This is a genomic window from Streptomyces sp. NPDC037083, from assembly GCF_055606485.1.
In genome coordinates this window covers 781,973-807,557 of sequence record NZ_JBVJSQ010000002.1, presented here as the reverse complement: position 1 = coordinate 807,557, position 25,585 = coordinate 781,973, and the positions used below count along the sequence as shown (strand labels likewise).

General features: G+C 71.3%; 22 protein-coding genes. 6 read left to right on the top strand and 16 right to left on the bottom strand.

Translation table 11 applies throughout. From position 1 onward, the window contains the following. Nucleotides 1–3 precede the first annotated feature (3 nt). From eccD to ACZ7DE_RS08260, 12 genes are all read right to left on the bottom strand, one after another. Nucleotides 4–1,389 carry a type VII secretion integral membrane protein EccD gene (gene eccD, locus ACZ7DE_RS08315; RefSeq protein WP_470758918.1) on the bottom strand — a complete coding sequence of 462 codons (1,386 nt, stop codon included), beginning with the start codon at nt 1,387–1,389 and terminating at the stop codon, nt 4–6. Between the two features lie 16 nt (nt 1,390–1,405). Beyond that, on the bottom strand, nt 1,406–1,675 hold the full coding sequence (locus ACZ7DE_RS08310) for a hypothetical protein (RefSeq protein WP_470758917.1): 270 nt from the start codon (nt 1,673–1,675) through the stop codon (nt 1,406–1,408). A gap of 15 nt (nt 1,676–1,690) precedes the next feature. Next, on the bottom strand, nt 1,691–2,413 hold the full coding sequence (locus ACZ7DE_RS08305; RefSeq protein WP_470758916.1) for an immunity 49 family protein: 723 nt from the start codon (nt 2,411–2,413) through the stop codon (nt 1,691–1,693). Between the two features lie 155 nt (nt 2,414–2,568). Then, nucleotides 2,569–5,148: a hypothetical protein gene (locus ACZ7DE_RS08300; RefSeq protein WP_470758915.1), complete on the bottom strand. Its 2,580-nt coding sequence runs from the start codon at nt 5,146–5,148 to the stop codon at nt 2,569–2,571. Further along, nucleotides 5,145–5,534, bottom strand: coding sequence for a DUF6507 family protein (locus tag ACZ7DE_RS08295; protein WP_470758914.1), 390 nt, complete (start codon nt 5,532–5,534; stop codon nt 5,145–5,147). Before ACZ7DE_RS08295 ends, ACZ7DE_RS08300 begins: the two co-directional genes overlap by 4 nt. Before the next feature lie 49 nt (nt 5,535–5,583). Then, on the bottom strand, nt 5,584–5,895 hold the full coding sequence (locus ACZ7DE_RS08290) for a pore-forming ESAT-6 family protein (protein ID WP_470758913.1): 312 nt from the start codon (nt 5,893–5,895) through the stop codon (nt 5,584–5,586). Nucleotides 5,896–5,930: 35 nt separating this feature from the next. Then, nucleotides 5,931–6,263: a hypothetical protein gene (locus ACZ7DE_RS08285; RefSeq protein ID WP_470758912.1), complete on the bottom strand. Its 333-nt coding sequence runs from the start codon at nt 6,261–6,263 to the stop codon at nt 5,931–5,933. A gap of 650 nt (nt 6,264–6,913) precedes the next feature. After that, the gene (gene rbsD / locus ACZ7DE_RS08280; protein WP_470758911.1) at nt 6,914–7,303 is read right to left on the bottom strand and encodes a D-ribose pyranase; all 390 of its coding nucleotides are present in this window, start codon (nt 7,301–7,303) and stop codon (nt 6,914–6,916) included. After that, complete coding sequence (locus ACZ7DE_RS08275; protein WP_470758910.1) at nt 7,300–8,289, bottom strand: ribokinase; 990 nt, start codon at nt 8,287–8,289, stop codon at nt 7,300–7,302. The genes rbsD and ACZ7DE_RS08275 overlap by 4 nt, the downstream gene beginning before the upstream one ends. 70 nt (nt 8,290–8,359) lie before the next feature. Next, complete coding sequence (locus ACZ7DE_RS08270) at nt 8,360–10,312, bottom strand: ABC transporter permease/substrate-binding protein (RefSeq protein WP_470758909.1); 1,953 nt, start codon at nt 10,310–10,312, stop codon at nt 8,360–8,362. Then, a complete protein-coding gene (locus ACZ7DE_RS08265; protein ID WP_470758908.1) occupies nt 10,302–11,843 on the bottom strand; it encodes a sugar ABC transporter ATP-binding protein in 1,542 nt (513 codons plus the stop codon). Before ACZ7DE_RS08265 ends, ACZ7DE_RS08270 begins: the two co-directional genes overlap by 11 nt. Next, the gene (locus tag ACZ7DE_RS08260; protein WP_470758907.1) at nt 11,840–12,910 is read right to left on the bottom strand and encodes a LacI family DNA-binding transcriptional regulator; all 1,071 of its coding nucleotides are present in this window, start codon (nt 12,908–12,910) and stop codon (nt 11,840–11,842) included. Before ACZ7DE_RS08260 ends, ACZ7DE_RS08265 begins: the two co-directional genes overlap by 4 nt. Nucleotides 12,911–13,161: 251 nt before the next feature. Here ACZ7DE_RS08260 and ACZ7DE_RS08255 point away from each other — a divergent pair, with 251 nt between their 5' ends. From ACZ7DE_RS08255 to ACZ7DE_RS08245, 3 genes are all read left to right on the top strand, one after another. Then, complete coding sequence (locus ACZ7DE_RS08255; protein ID WP_470758906.1) at nt 13,162–13,455, top strand: hypothetical protein; 294 nt, start codon at nt 13,162–13,164, stop codon at nt 13,453–13,455. Between the two features lie 137 nt (nt 13,456–13,592). Continuing rightward, nucleotides 13,593–15,851, top strand: coding sequence for an SF1B family DNA helicase RecD2 (gene recD2 / locus ACZ7DE_RS08250; protein WP_470758905.1), 2,259 nt, complete (start codon nt 13,593–13,595; stop codon nt 15,849–15,851). 241 nt (nt 15,852–16,092) lie between these two features. Beyond that, the gene (locus ACZ7DE_RS08245) at nt 16,093–17,382 is read left to right on the top strand and encodes a citrate synthase (RefSeq protein WP_383242297.1); all 1,290 of its coding nucleotides are present in this window, start codon (nt 16,093–16,095) and stop codon (nt 17,380–17,382) included. A gap of 919 nt (nt 17,383–18,301) precedes the next feature. Here the strand turns inward: ACZ7DE_RS08245 and ACZ7DE_RS08240 are convergent. Then, on the bottom strand, nt 18,302–20,584 hold the full coding sequence (locus tag ACZ7DE_RS08240) for a heavy metal translocating P-type ATPase (protein ID WP_470758904.1): 2,283 nt from the start codon (nt 20,582–20,584) through the stop codon (nt 18,302–18,304). Nucleotides 20,585–20,711: 127 nt separating this feature from the next. Then, nucleotides 20,712–20,951, bottom strand: coding sequence for a heavy-metal-associated domain-containing protein (locus ACZ7DE_RS08235; protein WP_470758903.1), 240 nt, complete (start codon nt 20,949–20,951; stop codon nt 20,712–20,714). A gap of 201 nt (nt 20,952–21,152) precedes the next feature. Between ACZ7DE_RS08235 and ACZ7DE_RS08230 the strand changes: the two genes are divergently transcribed. After that, nucleotides 21,153–22,196 carry a zinc-dependent alcohol dehydrogenase family protein gene (locus tag ACZ7DE_RS08230; protein ID WP_470758902.1) on the top strand — a complete coding sequence of 348 codons (1,044 nt, stop codon included), beginning with the start codon at nt 21,153–21,155 and terminating at the stop codon, nt 22,194–22,196. Between the two features lie 45 nt (nt 22,197–22,241). Here ACZ7DE_RS08230 and ACZ7DE_RS08225 read toward each other — a convergent pair whose 3' ends face one another. After that, nucleotides 22,242–22,442 (bottom strand): helix-turn-helix transcriptional regulator, encoded by a 201-nt coding sequence (locus ACZ7DE_RS08225; protein ID WP_067057643.1) that lies wholly within the window; start codon nt 22,440–22,442, stop codon nt 22,242–22,244. A 217-nt stretch (nt 22,443–22,659) separates the two neighbouring features. Next, nucleotides 22,660–23,577 carry a sugar phosphate isomerase/epimerase family protein gene (locus tag ACZ7DE_RS08220; protein ID WP_470758901.1) on the bottom strand — a complete coding sequence of 306 codons (918 nt, stop codon included), beginning with the start codon at nt 23,575–23,577 and terminating at the stop codon, nt 22,660–22,662. Between the two features lie 175 nt (nt 23,578–23,752). Here ACZ7DE_RS08220 and iolC point away from each other — a divergent pair, with 175 nt between their 5' ends. Together iolC and ACZ7DE_RS08210 are read left to right on the top strand one after the other, a co-directional pair. Continuing rightward, nucleotides 23,753–24,703, top strand: coding sequence for a 5-dehydro-2-deoxygluconokinase (gene iolC, locus ACZ7DE_RS08215; RefSeq protein ID WP_470758900.1), 951 nt, complete (start codon nt 23,753–23,755; stop codon nt 24,701–24,703). After that, entirely contained in the window at nt 24,700–25,584 is an 885-nt protein-coding gene (locus ACZ7DE_RS08210; RefSeq protein ID WP_470758899.1) for a Cgl0159 family (beta/alpha)8-fold protein, read from the top strand. The genes iolC and ACZ7DE_RS08210 overlap by 4 nt, the downstream gene beginning before the upstream one ends. Nucleotide 25,585 lies beyond the last annotated feature (1 nt).

The window sequence follows — 25,585 nt, the reverse complement described above, 5'->3', positions numbered from 1 at the left end:
CTCCTAAGCGAAGGTGTCGAGCAGTCGCCCGTACACACCGAACACGCCGACGAGCAGCGGAAGCAGCGCGATGACCGCCACCGACTCGAGGAGGTCGCCGACCCGCCGCAGCCGGACCCTCACGTGCTCGGCCGGCTGCACGGCGAGCACGACGAGCGGCAGAACCGCCAACACGACGAGGACGACCAGCGGTTCCGCGGCCGAGGACCGCTCCGCCCACACCACCAGCAACCGTACGGCGACGCCCGCCGCGGCGGCCAGCAGCACGACCACCTCGGCGACCAGCGGAAACGCCCGGGCCCGCAGAGCCAGCGCCACCGCGACGACCACGGCGAGCGGCACTGTCCACAAGGAGGGGGACCGCAGCGCCAGCACGGCGGCCGCGGCGGCCGACGCGGCCACGGTGATCGTGGCGAGCACCAGCCCACGGTGGGCGGCCGCCAGAGCGGCGGACACCTGGTAGCGGCTGACGGAGACGCCGCCGGCCCGGCGGTCGTCGAGCCCCGAGAGACCGGACGCCATCAGCGCGAGCCGTGGCAGCACTCCGAGCACCACCACGCAGACGACGCCGAGGACGGCCCCGACACGGGCCTGCTGCTCCGCCGTCCCGGCGCCCGACTGCACGGCGATCACGGCCTCCCAGCCGACGGCGGTCAGGGCCACGGCGCCGGCGCCCACGACGCCGCCCCGCCCCAGCGGCGTGAACAGTCCGAGCAGGACGAGGACCACCGCGCTCACGGCGGCCACCCCCGCGAGCCGCAGAGCCCCCGCGGCATCCCCGCCGAGACCGTCGACGAGGCTCCACACGCCCAGCACGCCGAGGGGACCGGCGGCGCACAGGAGGGTCGCGGCCGAGGCCTGTCTGCGCAGACGCCCCAGGACCGCACCGGCGACCGCGACCGCACCGGCGCAGGCGAGCAGCGCACCGGCGACGGCGGTGCGGTCGTAGTGCGCACGCGCGAACAGAGCGGCGACGACCATCCAGCCCACGCACGAGATCCCCGCAGTGACCCGCCGCGCACCGGGCCCCCACTGCCCTGCCCGGTGGCCGAGATCCTCCGCCGCCTCGTCGCTGACGTCGTGCACGACGGGTGCGGGCGGAGCGTCCTCCACACGGACGAGACGCAGGACGGCGCCGTCGCGGATGCCCGCCGTCTCCAGTGTGCTGTCGTGATCGAGTGCGGAGCCGTCGACCGTGACGAGGTGACGCGCGGCGGGCCGCTCCTGTGCGTGGTCGTCCAGCAGCCGCATGATCTCGGGCAGCAGCACCCCGACCGGCTCCTGCGCGGGCAGCACGAGGTCGACACGGCGCCGCTCACCGACGAGGGTGACGCGACTCAGCACGGCCGGCCCACCGGCCGCCTTACGACTCAAGGCCCCCGTAGACATCACGTTCGCGAACCTATCACCGGCCGGTAGGACTGTCGGATGGTGTGGAAACACCGGGGGAGTAGGGGCTCGTGCTCTGCCCGATCACCCGGTGCGACACGAACGACCACCCCACACACCCCGCGCACAGCACGGCCGCGACCACCGTCCCGGCGACCGCCTTCCCCACCCGCTCGTCCACGGCCCGCCGTTGCCGCTGCGCCCCGAACAGCAGGGCGTCCCGCAGCCGCCTCCGCCGCACGGACACGGACTCGAGAAGCTGGCTGTCGTATTCCTGCGCGGTCATGCCGGTTCACCTACCTCACGTCGGGAACTCGCCCAGCCAACTGCGCTTGAGCAGGTGCTCGGGCAGGTACTCGGATTCGACCTCGATCGGACGGCCGGCGTCGTACGCGAGACAGGTGATCGCGAGGACGGCGAGAGGGATGTCGCCGTCACCGGACTCCTCACGTTCCGGGTTCGCGGTCCAGTACTCCTTGTGCAGCTCGAGCGCGCGGACGAGCGCCTCGTTGAACTTGACGGGGTCCTGGGCGACGAACCGGTGGAAGAGGTTGAGCGGCGGGAACAGGACCTTGAGCATCAGCTCCCGGTCGACGATCCGCAGCCGGTCCGGATCGGTGCCGTCGAACGCGGCGACGAGCTTGTCCCCGAGCCCCGGCCTCTCCAGCCAGTACGTCTGGAGGGCGTCCACCCAGTGGTAGATGTACTCCTCGAACACCGCGCCGGACGCCCGCAGCGTCTCGATCGGCACCTCGCACAACGCGGTCATCCGCGCCTGGTCCCGGCAGACCACGGCCAGCCAGAAGGCGTCCAACCAGGTACCGGCGTCTGTGAAGTGGGTGGGCCCCACGGCCGGGATGTTCCGCACCTCGTGCGCGATGAGGCAGGGCACGGTGGTTCCCTCGGGAGCGGTCGCCGCCGCGAACAACGCGGACCCCACCTGCATGGCCATGACCCAGGCCTCCCAGGTCTCGAGCACCTTGGCCGTGGGGTCGTCCAGCGTCAGAAGGCTGGCACTGGACAACGCACCGCTGAACGTCAAACCGAAGCTCTGCGGGTGCTCTTCCAGACGCTCGATGTAACCGAGGGTCTTCTCGTTGATCCTTTGCCGAAACTCATCCGGATTCGGATTATTTCCGTCCACGGGGCGAGTAATGCGCGTGGGCATGAGGGATCTGCTCATTTCGTGAGGTCGAACTGCTTCATCTGGTACCCAGCGTATGTGGGCCCGTTAAAATCTGCCTTGACCAGGACATAGTCCACGTTGCCGTCGTCAAGCGCGGTTCGCAGGTCCTTGGCCAAAGCGCGCTCGGCGTCGGCTGCGGCAGGGGCTTTCCGTGCGTTTCGATCCGCCCTTTTCTCCATTTCCTTGAGGATGGTCTCGAAGTACTCCCGTGTCCCCTGGGTCACCAACCGCCCGCTGTGCCCCTTGCGCACTCCGAGGTCGGCCTGGGTGGAGCCCTTCGCCTCGACGACGACATAGCGGCCGTCCGGCGTACGGTAGACCTGGTCGAACCGGTTGTTGCCGAACGCCCCGTCGTCCAGGCGCACCGCGCCCTCGTAGTGCTCCGGTATCGCGTGGTGTTCGGCAGCGTCCTCGCCGAGCAGTTCGGCCTGCCGGTTCGCGTCGCCGTGGAGCGGTGAGTGCGTCTTGTCGGCGAGATCCCTCGCGGCGGCCAGCTCGTCCGTGGGGTTCGCGCTGTACGCCTTCTCAGCCGCGTCGAGCCTGCGCTCGGCAGCCTTGTCGGCCGTGACGGCCGCGTCCCGCTTCGCCGCCTGCTCGTCCATGTGGCGCAGTGTGTCGGGGGAGAGATCCGAGCGCTTGCCCAGCACGGGATCCTTGTGCACGTAGTGCTCTCTGATCGCCGGGGGCATGTCCTTGGCCGCGATCCACTCGGGCGGCGCGAACGGGTTGCGTGCGAGCTGGGGCACGGCCTGGCCGTATCCGCCCTCGGCGGTTGTGGAGCGCCGGTAGCCGTTCTCGCGGTAGTGCTCCTTGAACCACTGGGGGTCGTTGTTGGCCCGCTCGACCTGCTGCCGCATGATCTCGCGTTCGTGCTCCAGCTGGTTGTGGCTGCCCGACGGCGACCCGTCCGAGCCGTCACCGCCTCCGTGGCCGCCCCCGGTTCCGCCGTGCTGGGCGGGTACGTGGCCGCTGTCGGCCCCGCCGCCCGCATGGCCGTGGTCGCCGCCCGTCGCGTGTCCGCCGGTGTCGCGCGCCGGGACCGTGTCGGTGCGCCGGCCGCCGCCCGCGTGCTCGGTGGCGTGAGCGGTCGGCGTCGTGTGGCCGCCGCCCCGTGCCGTCGCGTCGCCGCCGACATGGCCCACCGTGTCTCCGGCGGCATGGGCGCCCGCCCGGTCGCCCGCCCCGACCAGCGCCCCCTCGTCGTGCGGCAGGCTCTGCCTCAGCAAGTCCCGGTCCGCTGCCGACAGTTCGACCTTCGCCGGGGCCGCCGTGCCGTCCGGGCGGACGACCGAGCCGTCGTCGAGGTTGAGGCGGGTGCCGTCCGGCCACTGCACGACGTTGTCGCGGATGACCGGCATGTCGTCCGCGACGCGCACCACGCTGCCGTCCGGCTGGACGCGCCCCGCTCCGGAGAGCAGGTCGTCGTAAGCGCCCGCGTGCACGCCGCGCAGGCCGGTGAACAGGTCGGCGACCTTGACCGTGCCGAACTTCGCGGCCTTGCCGATGTACGTCATCGGGTCGACCAGCCGCGCCGTCTTGCCGAGCGCGCCGATCGTACGGGCCACCGCCCCGCCCTTCGCCGCCGCTCCGGCGCCTCCGGTGAAGACCGTCGTCAGGACGTTGAAGGTGACCGCGCCGCCCGCCCGGGCGGGGTTCTTGCCCCACTCGTCCCAGGCCACCAGCGCCTTGCCCGCCTCCTTGACCGTGTTGCGCGAGTCGCGCAGATAGGCGGGCAGCTTGTCCTCGGGCATCCTCCAGTACACGTCGCCGAGCACGGGGACCGCGGTGATGGCCAGGCCCGTCACGAGCTTGCCGAGCCCTTTCCAGGCCTCGCCCGCCGCGTCCCAGCCGTCGACGCCGACGAGGGTGCCGAGGCCCCGGATCGTGCCCCACACGCCGTCGACGAAGAAGCCCTTGCCGAAGTCCAGCACCTGGTGGCCCAGCCAGTCCAGCCCGTGCCGCTCCTTCTCCACGGTCTTGCCCCAGGGCAGTTCCTCGGACTGGTTCAGAAGGTCGGCGGTGAAGCCGTAGGTGCTGGTCCCGCGCTTCATCAGCCGCTTCTGAGCGCCGTCCTCGAGGATCAGCGTCGTCCCGCCCACCAGCGCGGTGATCTTGTTGTGGCAGGTGATCTCGGCCTGCCAGAAGGCGGCCGTCGTGGCGGTGACGTCATGCACCAGGTCGTTGTTGAGCTGGACGTTGTCGTCGTCCTCGCGCCAGTGGTCGTCCCCCGCGATCTCGTGCCGGAAGGTCTCCGCGCGCTGCTTGAGGCTCTTCAGCTTCGCCACGAGCGGCTGGACCTCCGTCTCGTACGAGCTGAGGGCCGCCGCCACCTTCTCCAGGTCGTCGGCGAACTCGTCCGCCTTGGCCGCCACCGGGGCCGTCGTGGCGAACAACTGATCCGCCTCCGGGGCCGTGTAGCACGCGGACAGCCCCTGGAAGCGGGTGTGCACGTCCGACCCCGACTGGCGGAAGACGAGCGCCTCCGCCGTCAGAAGCATCGAGTCCGTGCCCAGTTGTTCCAGGTCGCCGGTGAACTGCGGGATGTTCTGCGGGTCGATGAGGTCCGCGCTCACTTGCCCCCCTGCTGCCCGCCCGCACCCGGCAGGTCGATCTTCGGTTCCTTCAGCGCCTTCGCCTGGGCCTGCGCGGCCATGTCCAGATCGCCCTTGACGTAGGCGTTGGTCGCGGTGGCCGCCCCGTTGAGGGAGTTCGACGTGCGCACCGCGACGTACGCCAGCTTCTCCTGGTAGGCGGTGAAGAACTCGCCCAGCGCCGCCGCGACCGGCCCCTGGACCCCGCTCTTCTCCACGCCGCCCTGCTGGATCGTGCCGGCGGACGCCGCCGCGCTCGGCATGGTCTCCTGCAGGGCCTTCCCGGTGTCCGAGAGGCCCTCGGCCGCCTTCGCCGTCTCCGTGAGAACGTGCTGCACGCCCGACGGCGAGATGTCCCACCCCGTCATGTGGATTCCCCGTACTCCCGTGTGCCGTCGTATCGCCGACGCGCTCGCGTCAGCCGATGTTGTCGACCGCCGCCCGTGCCTTCGCCATCGTCGACTGGGCCGTCCCGTCGTTGTCCTCGAGGGTGGTGCGCACCAGTTGGATGATGCTGCGCACTTCGTTGGCCGCCCGGTTCCAGCGGAGTTCCTTGCCGTGGTACTCCTCGGACACCCCGTCGGCCTGGAAGTCGGCCATGGCGGCCTTCACGGCCTTGTCGCGGTCGGCCAGCACGGTCTCCAACTGTCCGACGATCCCCTGCAGTCCACCCTGCACCTCGCCCGAAGCGCCGGTGTCGTACGAACGGCGGTCCAGATTCTGGCCCATCGTCACAAACCCCCTGTGGTTGTCGGTCTGCGGCTCTAGCGCGCGCCGAAGCGGGCCGCGTCGAAGTTGGCCGCGCCCATGTTCTTGTTGGCGTTGTCGTGCTGCTCTGTGTCGCCGCCGGCGAACGCGGTGTCCATGCCGCCCTGGCCTTCGAGGATCGCGCCGAGCGACTCGTTGAGCGCGGCGGTGATTTCGTCCGCACGCGTCTTGAACGAGTCGAAGGCGACCTTTCCGGAGCCGTTGAACTTGCCCTCCAGCGGCTCGGCCGCCTGGATGAGCCCCCGAATCAGCGTGCCCAGGTCGGTGCTCGAACCGACCGTGCTCTTGCCCAGATCCGAAAGGGCCGTGGATCCCATGTCGAACTTCACGTGTCACCCCCGCGCGTCACGTACGCATCACATACCTGTTCGAGCATGCTGTCGCACAATCCGTTGCGGACGCAACGCCGTTGATCACGGTGTGACGCAATCCGGACAGGTTCGGGACAGGGGCGACCGCCGCCGGACGCTGCTCGCCGGGCGCTCCGGGCCCTATCCGTCGGACGAGGACCCCGCCGGGACGCGGCGCGAGATGCGGGAGGCCTCGGCCGCTCACCGTGCGGTCCTGGCCGACGGGGAGCCGTACCGTTGAGCCGGACCGAGCACCACGTCCTCGACCCCTCCACTCTCCTGGCGATGGGCGGCGACGAACAGGTCTCCGGTCTCATCCACGCCTGCGCCGCGGTCGGGCTCGTGGACCCGAACCGTTGCGCCCGCTGCTCCATCGCCGCGCAGGTCGGGCGCGTGCCGGACGCCCGTCGCATTCACTCCGAGAAATTCCGCGCAGTCGTGCAACCCTCACCCGCCCATGCCTGTCGTACAGGGCATCAGGGCGTCAGGGCTTCTGGAGGGGGATCCGGGGGGATCGCGGGGGTTCTGATGCGGAGGGGAAAAAGCCGAGGGGGGCCGGTCGACGGACCGGGCCCCCTCGAAGCTTTCCGCGGCCCGGTGCCGGCGGGGCCGCGGGCGGCGTGGTTCCGTCAGAAGAACACCCCGCACCGCAGCAGGACGTTCGCATACGGTCGCGCCTCGCCCGTGCGCACCACCAGCCGGGCTCCCGCGGACAGTTCCTTCAGCTCCTCGTGCGCGACGTACGACAGCGCCGGGAAGCGGCCCGCCAGCAGTCCGGCAGCCGCCGGGTTGGCGTCCCTGATCTCCTCCGCCGCCGTCGCGCCCTCCACCACCAGCTCGGCGAGCAGCCCGTCGACGACCTCCGCGAACGACGGCACCCCCGCCCGGAAGGCGAGGTCGACCACCCGGGGGCCGTCCGGTATCGGCATGCCCGCGTCGCACACGAGCACCCCGTCGCCGTGCCCCAACTCGGCCAGCGCGCCGGCGAGATGACGGTTGAGGATCCCGGCCTTCTTCACTGGGACCCACCTCGCCGAGAAGCCCCGGCCACGTGGTCCGACCCCCGGCCGGGCGGGGAGCTGCCCTCCGGGTCGGCACCGCACAGGGCGTCGACCTCGTCCGCCGTCGGGAACGACTCCTGCGCGCCCCGCCGGGTCACGGCCACCGCCCCGACGCGCGCCGCGTACGCCGCCGCCTCGGCCAGGGACGCACCCGTGCCCAGCCGCCACGCCAGCGCCGCGGTGAACGAGTCACCCGCCCCCGTCGTGTCCACGGCGTCCACCCGCACCGACGCCACCCGTGTCACGCCCTCCCGCGCCGACGCCACCAGCGCGCCCTGCGAACCCAGCGTCACCACCACCGACTTCGGCCCCTTGGCGAGCAGGATCCGCGCCCACTCCTCGGGCTCGTCGCCCACGCACGCCTCGCCGAGGATCACCCTCGCCTCGTGCTCGTTGACGATCAGCGGGTCGCAGGCCGCCAGCACCTCGGCCGGCAGCACCCGCGGGGGCGAGGGGTTCAGCACGAAACGGCCGTCCGGCGGCAGGTTCCGGACGACCTCCACGACCGTCTCCAACGGGATCTCCAGCTGCGCCGACACCACCCGGGAGGCGTGGAAGAGGCCGGTCGCGGCCCGGACGTCCGCCGGGGTCAGCCGGCCGTTCGCGCCCGGCGACACCACGATGCTGTTGTCCCCCGACGGGTCCACGGTGATCAGCGCGACGCCCGTGGGCGCCCCGCCCACCAGCACGCCCACCGTGTCGACCCCGGCAGCCCGCTGCGAGTCGAGCAGCAGTCGCCCGTGCGCGTCGTCGCCGATCCGGGCCAGCAGCGCCGTGCGGGCCCCGAGACGCGCGGCCGCGACGGCCTGGTTCGCGCCCTTGCCGCCGGGGTGGAGGGCCAGGTCGGATCCCAGCACCGTCTCCCCGGCCGCCGGCCTGCGCTCGACCCCGATCACCAGATCGGCGTTGGCCGACCCCACGACCAGGAGGTCGTAGTCGTACATGGAAGAACTCCCCTGATACGTGACGTGAGGCGGGCGGTCCCGCTGAGGACCGCCCGCCTTCCCGCCGATGTCAGCCGCTGAAGCCGGCCACGTTCTCCTTCGTGACCACCTTCACCGGCACCTTCACCGTCTCCTCGACCTTCTTGCCCTGCAGCGCCTTGAGCGCGTTGTCCACGGCGATCTTCCCCAGCTGCGACGGCTGCTGCGCCACGGACGCGTACAGCGTGCCCTGTCCGACGGCCTTGAGGCCGTCGGGGGTTCCGTCGAAGCCGACCACCTGGACGGACGTGCCCGCCTTGGAGCCCAGCGCCTTGATCGCGCCGAGCGCCATCTCGTCGTTGGCGGCGATGACGCCCTGGACGTCCGGGTGGGCCTGGAGCAGGTTCGTCATCACGTCGAGTCCCTTGGTCCGGTCGAAGTCGGCCGGCTGCTGGGCCACGACCTGGATGCCGGGGTAGGCCTTCAGGCCATTGGCGAAGCCCTCCGCCCGCTCCCGGGCCGCGGAGGTGCCCGCCTGGCCCTGCAGGATGACGATCTTGCCGGTGCCGCCCAGCTTCTCGGCGACGGTCTTCGCGGCCAGCTCGCCGCCCGCCACGTTGTCGGAGGCGACCAGCGCGTCCACGGGGGCCTTGTTGACGCCCCGGTCGACGGCGATGACCGGGATCTTCGCCTTGTCGGCGGCCTTCACCGAGTTGCTCGCCGCGTCCGAGTCCACCGGGTTGACGATGATCGACCCGAAGCCGGAACTGGTGAAGTTCTGCAACTGGTTGGCCTGCTGAGAGGCGTCGTTCTGCGCGTCGGTGACCGTGAGGTCCACGCCCAGCCGCTTCGCCTCGGCCTTCGCGCCCGACTGGATCTGCACGAAGAACGGGTTGTTCAGCGTGGACAGCGCCAGGCCGACCTTCGGGTTCGCCGCCGACGAGCTGCCGCTGTGCAGGAAGGACGTCGCGCCGACGACCGCCACGGTGACGACGGCCGCAAGACCGTACGTCGCCGCCTGCCGGCCCTTGCCGCCGCCGGAGCCCGTCCCGGCCGCCACCGGGGTGGCCCCCGCCTTGCGGCGCAGCGTGTCGAACAGCACCGCCAGCGCGATGACGACGCCGATGACGACCTGCTGCCAGAAGGCGGAGACGGACAGCAGGTTCAGGCCGTTGCGCAGCACCGCGAGGATCAGCGCGCCGATCAGGGTGCCCGAGGCCTTGCCGGTGCCGCCCGCGAGGGAGGCCCCGCCGATGACGACCGCGGCGATGGCGTCCAGCTCGTAGCCGTCGGCGGCCTGCGGCTGGGCCGAGGACAGCCGGGAGGCCAGGACGATGCCGGCCGCGGCCGCGAAGACGCCGGACAGCGCGTAGATCGCGAGCTTCTGCCGCTTCACCCGCAGACCCGACAGCCGGGCGGCCTCCTCGTTGCCGCCGATGGCGTACATCGAGCGGCCGATGTAGGTGCGGCCGAGCACGAACGCGGCGATCAGCCCCATCACGACCATCACGAGCACCGGCACCGGCAGCCAGCCGCCGAGCGTGTCGCCGAGGTGCGAGACCGAGTCGGGGAAGGCGATCGGCGAGCCCTCGGAGATGACCAGCGACAGACCGCGCCCGACCGACAGCATCGCGAGCGTCGCGATGAACGGGGGCAGCTTGCCGTAGGCGATGAGGAAACCGTTCACCAGACCGGCGGCGATGCCGGTGGCGACGGCCAGCACCACCGCCATGACCACCGGTACGCCGTGCTGAGTGGCGCTCCAGGCCAGCACGGTCGCCGACAGCGCCGCGACCGAACCGACCGACAGGTCGATGCCCGCCGAGACGATCACGAAGGTCACGCCGAAGGCGAGGATGGCGGTCACGGCCGCCTGGACACCCACGTTGAGCAGGTTGTCCGTGGTCAGGAAGTCGCCCGACAGGGCCGACATGGCGACGACGAGGACGATCAGCGCGGTCAGCGCGCCGTTGTCGAGGAGCAGACGGCGGACCGCCGCGGCGCCACCGGCGCCCGATGTGCTCAGATGCGTGTCAGCGGCCACGGCCGGCCTCCACTTCAGTGGTCGTAGGGGTGGTAGGGGTTGCGGGCGCGCTGACGGCGAGCGCCATCACCGCGTCCTGCGTGGCCTGCTCCGCAGGCAGTTCGCCGGCGATCCGGCCCTGGGCCATCACCAGCACCCGGTCGCTCATGCCGAGCACCTCGGGCAGATCGCTGGAGATCATCAGGACCGCGGCGCCGGCCGCCGTCAGCTCGTTGACGAGCTGGTAGATCTCGACCTTGGCGCCGACGTCGATGCCGCGCGTGGGCTCGTCGAGGATCAGCACCCTGGTGTCGGCCAGCAGCCACTTGCCGATGACGACCTTCTGCTGGTTGCCGCCGGAGAGGGTGCGCACCTGCTGGCCGAGCCCGGCCATCCGCACGCCGAGCTGTTCGGCGATCCGTGCCGCCGCCGTGTGCCGGCCCCTCAGGTCGACCAGCCCGCACCGGGTCGCGGCCCGCATGGTGACCAGGCCGAGGTTCTCCTCGACCGACTGGTCCAGCACGAGTCCCTGGCCCTTGCGGTCCTCGGGCACGAGTCCGATCCCGGCCGCCGTCGCCGCGTTCACGTCGGACCGGGGGAGGGCGGCCCCCGCGACGCGGACGGCCCCGCGGTCGTACGGGTCCGCCCCGAAGACGGCCCGTACGACCTCCGTACGACCTGCGCCGACGAGCCCGGCGATGCCGACGACCTCACCGGCGTGCACCTCGAAGCTGACGTCGTGGAAGACGCCGTCCCGGGTGAGTCCCTCGACGGACAGCAGGGCGGCGCCCGTCCCGGCGCGCTCCCTCGGGTACTGCTGGTCGATGGAGCGGCCCACCATGAGCCGTACGAGTTCGTCCTGAGGGGTGGAGGCCGGGACCTGCCCGACGCTCCTGCCGTCCCGGATGACGGTGACGCGGTCGCCGAGGGCGGCGATCTCCTCCAGGTGGTGGGTGATGAACACGATGCCGACGCCGTCCTCGCGCAGCCTGCGCACGATGGCGAAGAGCTTGTCGACCTCCTCGGAGGTCAGCACGGCGGTCGGCTCGTCCATGATCAGCACACGGGCGTTCAGACTGAGCGCCTTGGCGATCTCGACCATCTGCAGCCGTGCGATGCCGAGTTCGCGCACCCGCGCGCGAGGCGAGACGTTCACGCCCACTCGCTCCAGCAGGACGGCCGCCTCGGCCTCCATCCGCTTGCGGTCGATCATCCCGAAGCGACGCGGCTGTCGCCCCAGGAAGATGTTCTCGGCGACCGTCAGATCGGGAACGAGGTTGAACTCCTGGTAGATGGTGGCGATCCCGAGCCGCTCGGAGTCCTGTGCGCCGTGGATGCGCACCTCCTCGCCGCCGGCCAGGATCCGCCCGGCGTCGGGCCGGTACGCGCCGGAGAGCATCTTGATGAGGGTGCTCTTGCCCGCGCCGTTCTCACCGAGCAGCACATGCACCTCGCCCCGGCGCAGGTCGAAGTCGACGCCGTCGAGCGCGACCACGCCGGGGAAGGTCTTGCGTATGCCTTCGATGCGCAGCAACTCGTCCGCGTTGCTCACGTCTGGCTCCTGTTCGTTGCGGGGGATGGCTGCCGGGGAGCGGGGGACTCCTCGGCGGCGGGCGGCTCCTGGGGAGCGGGCTCGCCGCACGAGCGGCGGACGACGAGCCGGGCGGTCAGGGTGACGGACTGCGGGGGCCGCCCTTCGATGCGGTCGACGAGCGCCCGCACGGCGGCCCGCCCCAGCTCGCCCGTCGGCTGGGCGATCGCCGTGATCGGCGGATCCGTGTGCACGAACCACGGGATGTCGTCGAACGCGGCGAGCGCCAGGTCCTGCGGAACGCGCAGCCCACGCGCGCGTACGGCGTCCAGCGCGCCCAGCGCCATCAGGTTGTCGGCGGCGAACACGACCTCGGGCGGCTCGGGCAGGTCGAGGAAGCCCTCGGTGACCCGCCGTCCGCTCTCCGCCTGGAAGTCGCCCTGCCCTGTGTAGGCGTCCGGGAGGGGAAGCCCGTACTCGGCCATGGCGGCCCGGAAGGCCTCGACGCGCTCGCTGCCGGTGGTGGTGGCGGCGGGCCCCGCGATGATGGCGAGCCGGCGGTGTCCGAGCCCGTGCAGATGCGCGACGAGGTCGCGCACGGCGGCCCGTCCGTCCGCCCGGACCATGGGCACGTCCAGGCCCGGGATCCAGCGGTCGACGAACACCATGGGCGTTCCGGCGCGCGCCGCCTCCAGCATCCGCGGCGAGCCGCCGTCCGTGGGGGAGAGCAGCAGACCGTCGATCCGGCGGTCCAGCAGCGTCGTCACGTGGTGGTCCTGGAGGTCGGGCCGCTCGTCGGCGTTGCCGATGATCACGCTGTAGCCGAGCGCGCGGGCCTCCTCCTCGACGGAGCGGGCCAGTTCGGTGAAGTAGGGGTTCATCACGTCGCTGATGACCAGACCGAGGGTGCGGGTCTGGTCGGTGCGCAGCGACCGGGCGACGGCGTTCGGGCGGTAGCCCAGTGCCTCGACGGCGGCCAGCACGCGGGTGCGTGCGTCCTCGCTGACCGACGGATGGTCGTTCAGGACGCGTGACACCGTGGCGACGGAGACCCCCGCCTCGGCAGCGACGTCCTTGATGCTCGCCATCGCCGCTCCACCTCCTCGTGGACTCGGATCATGAACGCCATGTCGTCGTGGAATCGATTACATCGGCGTGTACGAAGGATTGGAATCGATTACACGGGGGTTAATCAAGACTCCGGGGTGGCCGAAACCGGATCGTGATGAATGCCGGTACGAAGGGATCTAGGCTTCCCCTGTCCGTCACGGGTGGCATGCCCGTGCCAAACAACAGGGGAGAAACAGATATGCGCTCAGGCCGGATACTCGGTGCGTCCATGGCGGCGGCCGCCCTGGTCGGGACCTCGTTCGTGGCCGCCACCCCCGCGGCGGCGGCGAGCTGCACGGCCAAGGCCCTCGAGACCGTGATCATTCGGTCCACGACGAGCACCAGCGGCACGGCCCTCGCCCAGATCAACAAGGGTTCGAGCGCGTCGGCGTCCTGCTCGGACTACTACGGCACCTCCTCCTACGAGAAGTGCGGCATCGTCAGCAAGCGCTGGGTGAAGGTCACGAGGAGCGGCGTCACCGGCTACGTGGTCGGCACCTGCGTGATTCTCGACCAGGTCTGATCCGCACTCCCGGCGCCGACTCCCTCCGGCACCGACAGGACCGGCAGCACCGACAGGACCGACAGGACCGACAGGACCGGCAGGGCGGACCGGACCGATCCGGCGGGCCTGTCGGTGGCGGGCGGTACCGTCGGATCATGTCCCAACAGACGGGGGCCGCCCAGGGGGCGGGAGAGCGGCGGCTCGCCACGCTGGAAGGCGTGCTGGAGCGCATCACGTACGCCAACGAGGAGAACGGTTACACGGTCGCCCGCGTCGACACGGGCCGAGGTGGCGGCGACCTCCTCACGGTCGTCGGCGCACTGCTCGGCGCCCAGGTCGGCGAGTCCCTGCGGATGGAGGGCCGTTGGGGCTCCCACCCGCAGTACGGCAAGCAGTTCACGGTCGAGAACTACACCACCGTGCTGCCCGCCACCGTCCAGGGCATCCGCCGCTACCTGGGATCCGGCCTGGTCAAGGGCATCGGCCCGGTGTTCGCCGACCGGATCACCCAGCACTTCGGCATGGACACCCTGCAGATCATCGAGGAGGAGCCGAAGCGGCTCGTCGAGGTGCCCGGCCTGGGCCCGAAACGCACCAAGAAGATCGCCGACGCCTGGGAGGAGCAGAAGGCGATCAAGGAGGTCATGCTCTTCCTCCAGACCGTCGAGGTGTCCACGTCCATCGCGGTGCGCATCTACAAGAAGTACGGGGACGCGTCGATCTCCGTCGTGAAGAACCAGCCCTACCGGCTGGCGGCCGACGTCTGGGGCATCGGCTTCCTCACCGCCGACAAGATCGCCCAGTCCGTCGGCATCCCGCACGACAGCCCGGAGCGCGTCAAGGCCGGCCTGCAGTACGCCCTCTCGCAGGCCACCGACCAGGGCCACTGCTACCTCCCCGAGGAGCGGCTGATCGCCGACGCGGTGAAGCTGTTGCAGGTCGACACGGGCCTCGTCATCGAGTGCCTCGCCCAGCTCGCGACACCGCCGGAGGACGGCGAGGACCCCGGAGTCGTCCGGGAGAAGGTTCCGGCGGCGGACGGCGGGGAGCCCGTCACGGCCGTCTACCTGGTCCCCTTCCATCGAGCCGAACTCTCCCTCTCCGCCCAGCTGTTGCGTCTGCTGCGCACCGACGAGGACCGGATGCCGGCCTTCCGTGACGTGTCCTGGGACAAGGCGCTGGCCTGGCTGAGGACCCGCACGAAGGCCGAGCTCGCGCCCGAGCAGGAGGCGGCCGTCCGGCTCGCGCTGACCGAGAAGGTCGCCGTGCTCACCGGCGGCCCGGGCTGCGGCAAGTCCTTCACCGTCCGCTCCGTCGTGGAGCTGGCTCGCGCGCGGAAGGCGAAGGTGGTGCTGGCCGCGCCCACCGGCCGCGCCGCCAAGCGGCTGGCCGAACTGACCGGCGCCGAGGCCTCCACCGTCCACCGTCTGCTGGAGCTCAAGCCCGGCGGCGACGCGGCCTACGACCGCGAACGCCCGCTGGACGCCGACCTGGTGGTGGTCGACGAGGCGTCGATGCTGGACCTGCTCCTCGCCAACAAGCTGGTCAAGGCAGTTCCCCCGGGCGCGCACCTGCTCTTCGTCGGGGACGTCGACCAACTCCCCAGCGTCGGCGCGGGCGAGGTGCTGCGCGACCTGCTCGCCGCCGGCAGTCCCGTCCCGGCCGTCCGCCTCACGCGCGTGTTCCGCCAGGCGCAGCAGTCCGGCGTGGTGACCAACGCGCACCGGATCAACGCCGGGCAGCACCCGGTCACCGACGGCATGAAGGACTTCTTCCTCTTCGTCGAGGACGACACGGAGGAGGCCGGCCGGCTCACGGTGGACGTGGCCGCGCGCCGCATTCCGGCCAAGTTCGGCCTCGACCCGCGCCGGGACGTGCAGGTCCTGGCGCCCATGCACCGCGGGCCGGCCGGCGCCGGCGCCCTCAACGGCCTGCTCCAGCAGGCCGTCACGCCCGGCCGCCCCGATCTGCCCGAGAAGCGGTTCGGCGGTCGGGTGTTCCGTGTCGGCGACAAGGTCACTCAGATCCGCAACAATTACGACAAGGGCAAGAACGGTGTCTTCAACGGCACCGTGGGCGTCGTGACCTCGCTCGATCCGGTCGACCAGCGCCTCACGGTGCTGACGGACGAGGACGAGGAGGTTCCGTACGAGTTCGACGAACTGGACGAGTTGGCCCATGCGTACGCGGTGACCATCCACCGTTCACAGGGAAGTGAATATCCCGCTGTGGTGATCCCCGTCACCACGGGTGCGTGGATGATGCTGCAACGGAACCTTCTGTATACGGCCGTCACCCGCGCGAAGAAGCTGGTCGTCCTCGTCGGCTCCCGCAGGGCCATCGGCCAGGCGGTGCGCACGGTGTCGGCGGGCCGCCGCTGCACGGCCCTGGACTACCGGCTCGCAGGCCGGTGACCTGAGCGGTTCCGGGGGCCGCCGGGAGACACGTAAAAAATGATCGATCAAATGAGTCACGAAGGTCACAGAGCACTTCCACAACGGTGACCAAGGCGGCAGGATGAGCTAGTTGGCGGCACTGAGTGCCGCCGATAAGCCCAATGGTCGACCCCGAGTGCACTCTCCTGCGCCAAATGGGGGATGGTAGAGACAGTCAGGGCAACCTCGAAGAAGAGGCACAACGTCGGTGAGGGATGACGTGAGCGACAACTCTGTAGTACTGCGGTACGGCGACGGCGAGTACACCTACCCGGTGATCGACAGCACCGTCGGCGACAAGGGCTTCGACATCGGGAAGCTCCGCGCCCAGACCGGTCTGGTGACCCTGGACAGCGGCTACGGCAACACCGCCGCCTATAAATCCGCCATCACCTACCTTGACGGCGAACAGGGCATCCTCCGGTACCGCGGCTACCCGATCGAGCAGCTGGCCGAGCGGTCGACCTTCCTCGAGGTCGCCTACCTCCTGATCAACGGCGAGCTGCCGACCGTCGACGAGCTCACCGTCTTCAAGAACGACATCACGCAGCACACCCTGCTGCACGAGGACGTCAAGAACTTCTACAGGGGCTTCCCGCGCGACGCCCACCCGATGGCCATGCTGTCGTCGGTCGTCTCGGCGCTGTCCACGTTCTACCAGGACAGCCACAACCCGTTCGACGAGAAGCAGCGCAACCTCTCCACGATCCGGCTGCTCGCCAAGCTTCCGACGATCGCGGCCTACGCCTACAAGAAGTCGATCGGCCACCCGTTCGTCTACCCGCGCAACGACCTCGGCTACGTCGAGAACTTCCTGCGGATGACGTTCTCGGTGCCGGCGCAGGAGTACGACCTCGACCCGGTCGTCGTCTCCGCCCTCGACAAGCTGCTGATCCTGCACGCGGACCACGAGCAGAACTGTTCGACCTCCACGGTCCGTCTGGTCGGCTCGTCGCAGGCGAACATGTTCGCGTCGATCTCGGCCGGCATCAACGCCCTGTGGGGCCCGCTGCACGGCGGCGCCAACCAGTCCGTCCTGGAGATGCTCGAGGGCATCCAGGCCAACGGCGGCGACGTCGACTCCTTCATCCGCAAGGTGAAGAACAAGGAGGACGGCGTCCGCCTGATGGGCTTCGGCCACCGGGTGTACAAGTCCTTCGACCCGCGCGCCAAGATCATCAAGGCTGCGGCGCACGACGTCCTCTCTGCCCTCGGCAAGTCCGACGAGCTGCTGGACATCGCGCTGAAGCTGGAGGAGCACGCGCTCTCCGACGACTACTTCGTCTCGCGCAACCTCTACCCGAACGTCGACTTCTACACCGGCCTGATCTACCGGGCCATGGGCTTCCCGACCGAGATGTTCACGGTCCTGTTCGCCCTGGGCCGTCTCCCGGGCTGGATCGCCCAGTGGCACGAGATGATCAAGGAGCCGGGCTCCCGCATCGGCCGCCCCCGCCAGATCTACACGGGCGTCGTCGAGCGCGACTTCGTGCCGGTCGAGGAGCGCTGACGCCTCCGGCGGTGGGGCGGGTCACCAGGCGCCCTTCGTGTGATCTCTGACTGCCCGGGACCTGTGTCCCGGGCAGTCGCGTGTGCGGGCCGCGTGCGCCAGCCGCGTGCGCGGGGCCTCGTGCGTGAATCCTGGGGCACGTCTTCGGGTGCGGGTGTGTGGGGGCTGGTCGCGCAGTTCCCCGCGCCCCTGGGTGGGACCAGTGGCCCTTGCGCCTTGGGGTGGTCGGTTGTCGCCCGCGCCCCTGGGTGGGGTCAGTGGCCCTTGCGCCTTGGAGGTGGCCGGTTGCCCTTTGCGGCCCTGGGCGGGTCTGTCGTCCTTGCGCCTTGGGGGTGGAGTGCGGGCATACGGAAGGCGCCCCGGCGCCAGTCCCCCCACGGGCCGACGACCAGGGCGCCTTCCCATGTCCCGGTGCGGATTCCCCCCACGGGATCCGGCCGGGCGTTGTGAGGACAGCGCCTGAATTCGCTGTTTCGTAACCATCTTCGGTTGTCGTGCCTGCGGTTGAGCAGAACGAGCAGAACTCGCCGTACCACCGCTGTGTGCGGTCTGCCGGGACAGCGCACGCTGGGAGGGCCGCTCAAAGCTTCCCGGTGTGCGTGCCCCGGCAACGCATCTCTGAGGAAGTCCCCCAAGACATCCCCAGATGTCAGGTCACGCCCCCCAAGACGCTTCCCGACATCGTCAACTTAGACCTTCGAGCCCCTTCGATGGTTACGTTCACATCACTGTGATCTGTGTCTCTTGCATATGTCCGTTAGATGCGCAAGAGACCGGATACAGCGATCGAGGCCCAAGCGTAAGGATGATGCGCGAGCCTTGTGAAGAGCTTATGTGAGGCTCGCGCAGGACTCCAGGGGGTCTCCGCGAAAGGCCCGCCCCTACTCGGCGGTATCTCCGACCGGGGTGTCCGAAGGCCTCACCTGAACGTGCGCAGCCGCAGACTGTTCGTCACCACGAACACCGACGAGAAGGCCATCGCCGCCCCCGCGATCATCGGGTTCAGCAGTCCCGCGGCGGCCAGCGGCAGCGCGGCCACGTTGTAGCCGAAGGCCCACACCAGGTTGCCCTTGATCGTGGCGAGGGTCCGCCGGGACAGCCGGATCGCGTCCGCGGCCACCCGCAGGTCCCCGCGCACCAGCGTCAGGTCGCTCGCCTCGATCGCCGCGTCCGTGCCCGTCCCCATGGCCAGCCCCAGATCGGCGGCGGCGAGCGCGGCCGCGTCGTTGACCCCGTCCCCGACCATGGCGACGACCCGGCCCTCGTCCTGGAGCCGCCGTACGACGTCGACCTTGCCCTCGGGCAGCACCCCGGCGATCACCCGGTCGATGCCCACGGCCCGCGCGACCGCTTCCGCGACCACCTGGTTGTCCCCGGTCAGCAGCACCGGCGTGAGTCCCAGCGCGCGCAGGTCGCGCACCGCCTCGGCGCTGGTCTCCTTGACCGCGTCGGCGACGGAGAGCACCCCGCGCGCGGCCCCGTCCCAGCCCACGACGACGGCCGTACGGCCGCCCCGCTCGGCCTCGTCCGCCGCGCGCGCCACCTCCGGCGGGACGGACTCGAAGAGGCGCCCCACGGCCACGTCGCGGCCCTCCACGCGTCCGCGCACCCCTCGTCCGGGCACGTTCTCGAACCGCTCGGCCGTCGGCAGCTCGCCGACCCGCTCCTCGGCGCCCGCCGCCACGGCCCGGGCCACCGGATGCTCGGAGGCGTGCTCCACGGCGCCCGCCAGTCGCAGCAGCTCCCGCTGGTCCACGCCGTCGACGGCCCACACGTCCTGGAGGGTCATCCGGCCGGTGGTCACGGTGCCGGTCTTGTCCAGTACGACCGTGTCGACGCGGCGCGTGGACTCCAGGACCTCCGGACCCTTGATGAGGATGCCGAGCTGGGCGCCGCGGCCGGTGCCGACCATCAGCGCCGTGGGCGTGGCGAGCCCGAGCGCACACGGGCAGGCGATGATCAGGACGGCGACGGCCGCCGTGAACGCGGCGACCGTGTCGCCCGTCGCGCCGAGCCAGCCGCCGAAGACGGCGAGCGCGAGCAGCAGCACCGCCGGCACGAAGATCCCGGCGATCCGGTCGGCCAGCCGCTGGGCCTCGGCCTTGCCGTTCTGCGCCTCCTCGACCAGTTGCGCCATGCGCGCGAGCCGCGTGTCGGCGCCGATCCGGGTCGCTTCGACGACCAGCCGGCCGCCGGCGTTCACGGTCGCGCCCATGACGGCGTCACCGTTACCGACGTCCACCGGCACGGACTCGCCGGTCAGCATCGAGGCGTCCACGGCGGACACGCCCTGCACGACCGTCCCGTCGGTGGCGACCTTCTCACCGGGCCGTACGACGAACCGGTCGCCGACCGCGAGCCGGTCGACGGGGATCCGCACCTCCTTGCCCCCGCGCAGCACGGCCACGTCCTTCGCGCCCAGCTCCATCAGGGCCCGCAGCGCCGCCCCCGCGCGCCGCTTGGAGCGGGCCTCCAGGAAGCGGCCCAGCAGGATGAAGACGGTGACGCCGGCGGCGACCTCCAGATAGATCGCCGAGGCCCCGTCGGTGCGCGAGACGGTCAGCTCGAAGGGGTGCCGCATGCCGGGCATGCCCGCGTCGCCGAGGAACAGCGCCCACAGCGACCAGCCGAGCGCGGCCATTGTGCCGACCGAGACCAGGGTGTCCATGGTAGCCGCGCCGTGCCGCAGGTTCGTCCAGGCGGCCTTGTGCAGCGGGCCGCCGCCCCAGACGACGACGGGCGCGGCGAGGGTCAGCGACAGCCACTGCCAGTTGTCGAACTGCAGGGACGGAACCATCGCGAGCAGGACGACGGGCGCGGCGAGCAGCGCGGAGACGAGGAGCCGGTGGCGCAGGCCCGCGAGGTCGGGGTCCCGGGGGGCGCTCTCCTCCTCCTGCCGGACCGGTTCGGGCGCGGGTTCCTCGGCCGTGTACCCGGTCTTCACCACGGTCGCGATGAGATCGGCGACCTCGACGCCGGCCGGATAGCTGACCTTCGCCTTCTCCGTGGCGTAGTTGACCGTCGCGGTGACGCCGTCCATGCGGTTGAGCTTCTTCTCCACGCGGGCCGCGCAGGAGGCGCAGGTCATCCCGCCGATGAGCAGTTCCACCTCGGCGGCGGGTCCGTCCGGTCCGTACGGTCCGTCCGGTCCGGTGGGTCCGTCCGATCCGGCTATCGGCGTGTGGGTGACGGTGCTGGTCATGTCCGTGCTCCAGAAAGCAGGCCGGGCCGTACGGAACCAGTATCAGCTGGTCGGTACGGCCCGGTGGGTGGAGGAGGGGTTCCCGGGCGGCGCGGGCGGCCCGGGGAGGGCCGTGCGGGAGGGCGCCTCAGGCCTGGCCGGCCAGCTCGAACCCGGCCTCGTCGACGGCGGCGCGCACGGCGGCCTCGTCGAGCGCCTCGGTCGAGACCACCGTGACCTCGCCGGTCGAGGCGACCGCCTTCACCGAGGTGACGCCGGCGAGCTCCGAGAGTTCGCCGGACACGGCGCCCTCGCAGTGGCCGCAGCTCATGCCGCTCACCTTGTAGACGGTCGTCACGGAGCCCGGGGTGTCGGTCGGTGCGGTCATGTCGTTCTCCTCGTGGAGGCGGGCGGGGCGGTCGGGACCTCAGGAGGTCTCCCGTTACCCGAAGACTATACCCCTAGGGGGTATTTCTCAAAGAAGTCCCCGCCGCGTCGGCGTCCGGCCCGACGCGGCGACAACTCCGGCGCGCGGGGTTAGCGTTCGCAGTGATCTTCAGCGAAGAGGGCGAAGGCGAGGCGGCGGCGCATGCGGGCTGTGGTGTTCGAGCGGTACGGGGAGCCGGCCGAGGTGCGGGAGACGCCCGACCCGCGGCCCGCGGAACACGGCGTCGTGGTGCGCGTCGAGGCCACCGGCCTGTGCCGCAGCGACTGGCACGGCTGGATGGGCCACGACCCGGACATCGTCCTGCCGCACGTGCCCGGACACGAACTCGCCGGAGTGGTGGCGCAGACCGGCGCCGGGGTCACCCGATGGAAGCCCGGCGACCGGGTCACCGTCCCCTTCGTGTGCGGCTGCGGCAGCTGCCCGTCCTGCGCGGCCGGCGACCACCAGGTGTGCGAACGCCAGACCCAGCCCGGCTTCACGCACTGGGGTTCCTTCGCCCAGTACGTGGCCCTGGACCACGCCGACGTGAACCTGGTCGCGATCCCCGACGACCTGTCGTACGCCACCGCCGCCTCCCTCGGCTGCCGGTTCGCCACCGCGTTCCGGGCGGTGGTGCAGCAGGGCCGGGTCGCGGCGGGGGAGTGGGTGGCGGTGCACGGCTGCGGAGGCGTGGGCCTGTCCGCGGTGATGATCGCGGCGGCGAGCGGGGCGCGGACGGTGGCGGTGGACGTCTCCGGGAAGGCCCTGGACCTGGCGCGGAGGTTCGGCGCGACGGAGTGCGTGGACGCCACGCGCGTGCCGGACACGGCGACGGCGGTCCGCGAGCTGACCGGCGGCGGCGCGCACCTCTCCCTGGACGCCCTCGGGTCGCCCGCCACCTGCGCGGCCTCCGTGAACGGCCTGCGCCGCCGGGGCCGTCACGTCCAGGTCGGACTGCTCCCCTCGGCGGACGGGACCACCCCCGTCCCGCTGGCCCGCGCCATCGCGCTGGAACTGGAGATCCTGGGCAGCCACGGCATGGCCGCCCACGCGTATCCGCAGATGCTGGAGCTGGTCCGGTCGGGGGCGGTGCGCCCCGACCTCCTGGTGACGTCGACGATCACCCTGGACGCCGCCCCGGCCGCACTGGCGGCCCTGGGCACGGCGCCGGGCGCGGGGGTGACGGTCGTCGAGCCGTGGGCCTGAGCGCCCGGGGGCCTCAACGAGCCCGGGTCGTTCCCCCGGCCCGGCTCAGTCCGGCCTGCGGCCCCGGTTGCCCGGCCGGGAGGCGACCCAGGCCCGCACGGTGTCGGCGTACCAGTAGGGCTTGCCGCCCTCCACGTGATCGGGCGCGGGCAGCAGTCCGTGCTTGCGGTAGGAGCGCACGGTGTCCGGCTGCACCTTGATGTGAGCCGCGATCTCCTTGTAGGACCAGAGCCTTCGGTCGGTCATGAGCCGCACCTCCCTGCGCGCGCGGGGCGGCGGCCGGGAGGCCGCCCGGGGGAGCCCGGCGCTGCGCTGGCGATCAACAAGCCTGTGCCCCGCTGAACGACGCCCGGTGACCGTGGGGAAGCGGCTGTTGACGGCGTGTGACGCAAGAGCCGCGTACACGCGACATGTGTGACACGGAGGTGGTTTTTGTGACACGGGTGACGCAAAGGCGCAGGCGTTACGCCCCGCAGCTGCGCAGGAACGCCCGCGTCCGCTGCGCGATGGGCAGCGGGGTGTCCGGTGCGCACGGGTACATGTCCTGCTCGACGATCGCGAACAGGTCCACGTCCAGCTTCTGGGCGGCCTCCAGGACGGGGCCCAGCGCGGGCACCCCGGCGGGCGGCTCGCACATGACCCCCTGGGCCACGGCCGGTCCGAAGGGCGTCCCCTTCGCGCGCACGTCCGCCAGGATCTCCGGGTCCACCTGCTTGAGGTGCAGGTACCCGATCCGCTCCCCGTACGTCTCGATCAGCTTGACGCTGTCGCCGCCGCAGTACGCGTAGTGCCCGGTGTCCAGGCACAGCGAGACGAGGCCGGAGTCCGTGCCGTCCAGGAACCGGACGACGTTCTCCTCGCTGTCGATGTGGGTGTCGGCGTGCGGGTGGACGACGATCCGCAGCCCGTACCGCTCCCGCACCTCCCTGCCCAGCCGCTCGGTGAGCGAGGTCAGGTTGCGCCACTGCTCGGGCGTCAGCGTGTCCGGTTCCAGCACCTCGCCGGTCTTGTCGTCGCGCCAGAAGGAGGGGATGACCACCAGGTGCCGGGCGCCCATCGCCTGGGCGAGCGCCGCGTTGTCGGCGACGTGCGCCCAGGTCTTCTCCCACACGGCCTCGCCGTGGTGCAGGCCGGTGAAGACCGTGCCCGCCGACACCTTCAGTCCGCGCCTCGACGTCTCCTCGGCGAGGACCGCGGGGTCGGTCGGCAGGTACCCGTAGGGGCCGAGCTCGATCCACTCGTAGCCGGACTGCGCCACCTCGTCCAGGAAGCGCTGCCAGGGGACCTGGGCGGGGTCGTCCGGGAACCAGACGCCCCAGCTGTCGGGGGCCGATCCGATCCGGATGCGGGAAAGTGAGGACTCAGGTGACAACGACGTCATGGCCGTCAGCGTGCGGTCTCACCGGAGGGGTGTCAAGGGCTGGTCCGAATGTCTGGACAAAACATTGACAGGGCCCGCCGCGCGGGGCTACAAAGCCGTGAGAGCCGATACGGGACGTGCGCCGGGGAGGTGCCACGAGCGGTCTCCCGCGACGAGCCGACACGAAGGGAACTCGATGGCGTACGACCTGATCACCATGGGGCGGATCGGAGTGGACCTCTATCCGCTGCAGACGGGCGTCCCGCTCCCGCAGGTCACGTCCTTCGGGAAGTTCCTGGGCGGATCGGCGACCAACGTCGCCGTCGCCGCCGCCCGACTCGGCCGCGAGACGGCGGTGATCTCCCGCACCGGCGACGACCCCTTCGGCGTCTATCTGCACGAGGCCCTGCGCGGCTTCGGCGTGGACGACCGCTGGGTCACCTCCGTGCCCGGGCTGCTGACGCCGGTGACCTTCTGCGAGGTCTTCCCGCCGGACGACTTCCCGCTGTACTTCTACCGCCGGCCCAAGGCGCCGGACCTGGAGATCGACGCCCACGACCTCGACCTCGACGCCGTCCGCGAGACCCGCGTCTTCTGGGTCACCGGCACCGGCCTGAGCGAGGAGCCCAGCCGCACTGCGACCCTCGCCGCGCTCGCCCACCGGGCCAAGGCCGGCATCACGGTCTTCGACCTCGACTGGCGGCCGATGTTCTGGTCCGACCCCGACCAGGCACGCCCGTTCTACGCCGAGGCCCTCAAGCACACCACCGTCGCCGTGGGCAACCTCGACGAGGTGGAGGTCGCCACCGGGGTGCGCGACCCGCGGGCGGCGGCACAGGCGCTGCTGGACGCGGGCGTCGAGCTCGCCGTCGTCAAACAGGGCCCCAAGGGCGTCCTCGCCGTCAACGGCGCGGGCGAGTCCGCCGAGGTCCCGCCGCTGCCGGTGGACGTCCTCAACGGCCTCGGCGCCGGCGACGCGTTCGGCGGCTCCCTCTGCCACGGCCTGCTCGCCGGCTGGGACCTGGAGAAGATCATGCGCCACGCCAACGCGGCCGGCGCCATCGTCGCCTCCCGTCTGGAGTGCTCCTCCGCGATGCCGACACCGGGCGAAGTGGAAGCGGCGCTCGAGGCAGGAGCCGTCCTGTGACGACCGTCGACGTCTCCGAACTCGTCCGCCTGCGCACGCAGTACCCCGAGGCGATCGCCGAGGCCGCCGCCCGCCGCCCGCGCAGACCGCTGCTGGGCGACTCCGGCCGCCTGATGATCGTCGCCGCCGACCACCCGGCCCGCGGGGCGCTCGGCGTCGGCGGGGACAAGCTGGCCATGGCCAACCGCGCCGACCTGCTCGAGCGCCTGTGCCTCGCGCTGTCGCGCCCCGGCGTCGACGGCGTCCTCGCGACCGCCGACATCCTCGACGACCTGCTCCTGCTCGGCGCCCTCGACGGCAAGGTCGTCATGGGCTCCATGAACCGCGGCGGCCTCCAGGGCGCCGTCTTCGAGCTCGACGACCGCTTCACCGGCCACCGCGCCGAGGACATCGAGCGGCTGAACTTCGACGCGGGCAAGCTGCTGCTGCGCATCGACTACGACGACCCGGGCTCCCTCACCACCCTGGAGGCCACCGCCCGCGCCGTCGACGACATGGCCGCCCGCAGGCTGCCCCTCTTCGTCGAGCCGTTCATCAGCCGACGCACCCCCGACGGCAGGCTGGGCAACGACCTCTCCGCCGAGGCCGTCACCAAGTCGATCGCCATCGCCTCCGGCCTGGGCGGCACCTCCGCCTACACCTGGCTGAAGGTCCCGGTCACCGACAACCCCGACGACATGGCCGAGGTCATGGCGACCTCCACCCTCCCCGCCGTCCTGCTGGGCGGCGAGGTCGGCGACGACCAGGACGGCGCGTACGAGAAGTGGCGCGGGGCGCTGCAACTCCCCACCGTGCGGGGCCTGGTGGTCGGCCGTTCGCTGCTGTATCCGGCGGACGGGAACGTCGCCGCCGCCGTGGACACCGCCGTAGGACTGCTGTGAG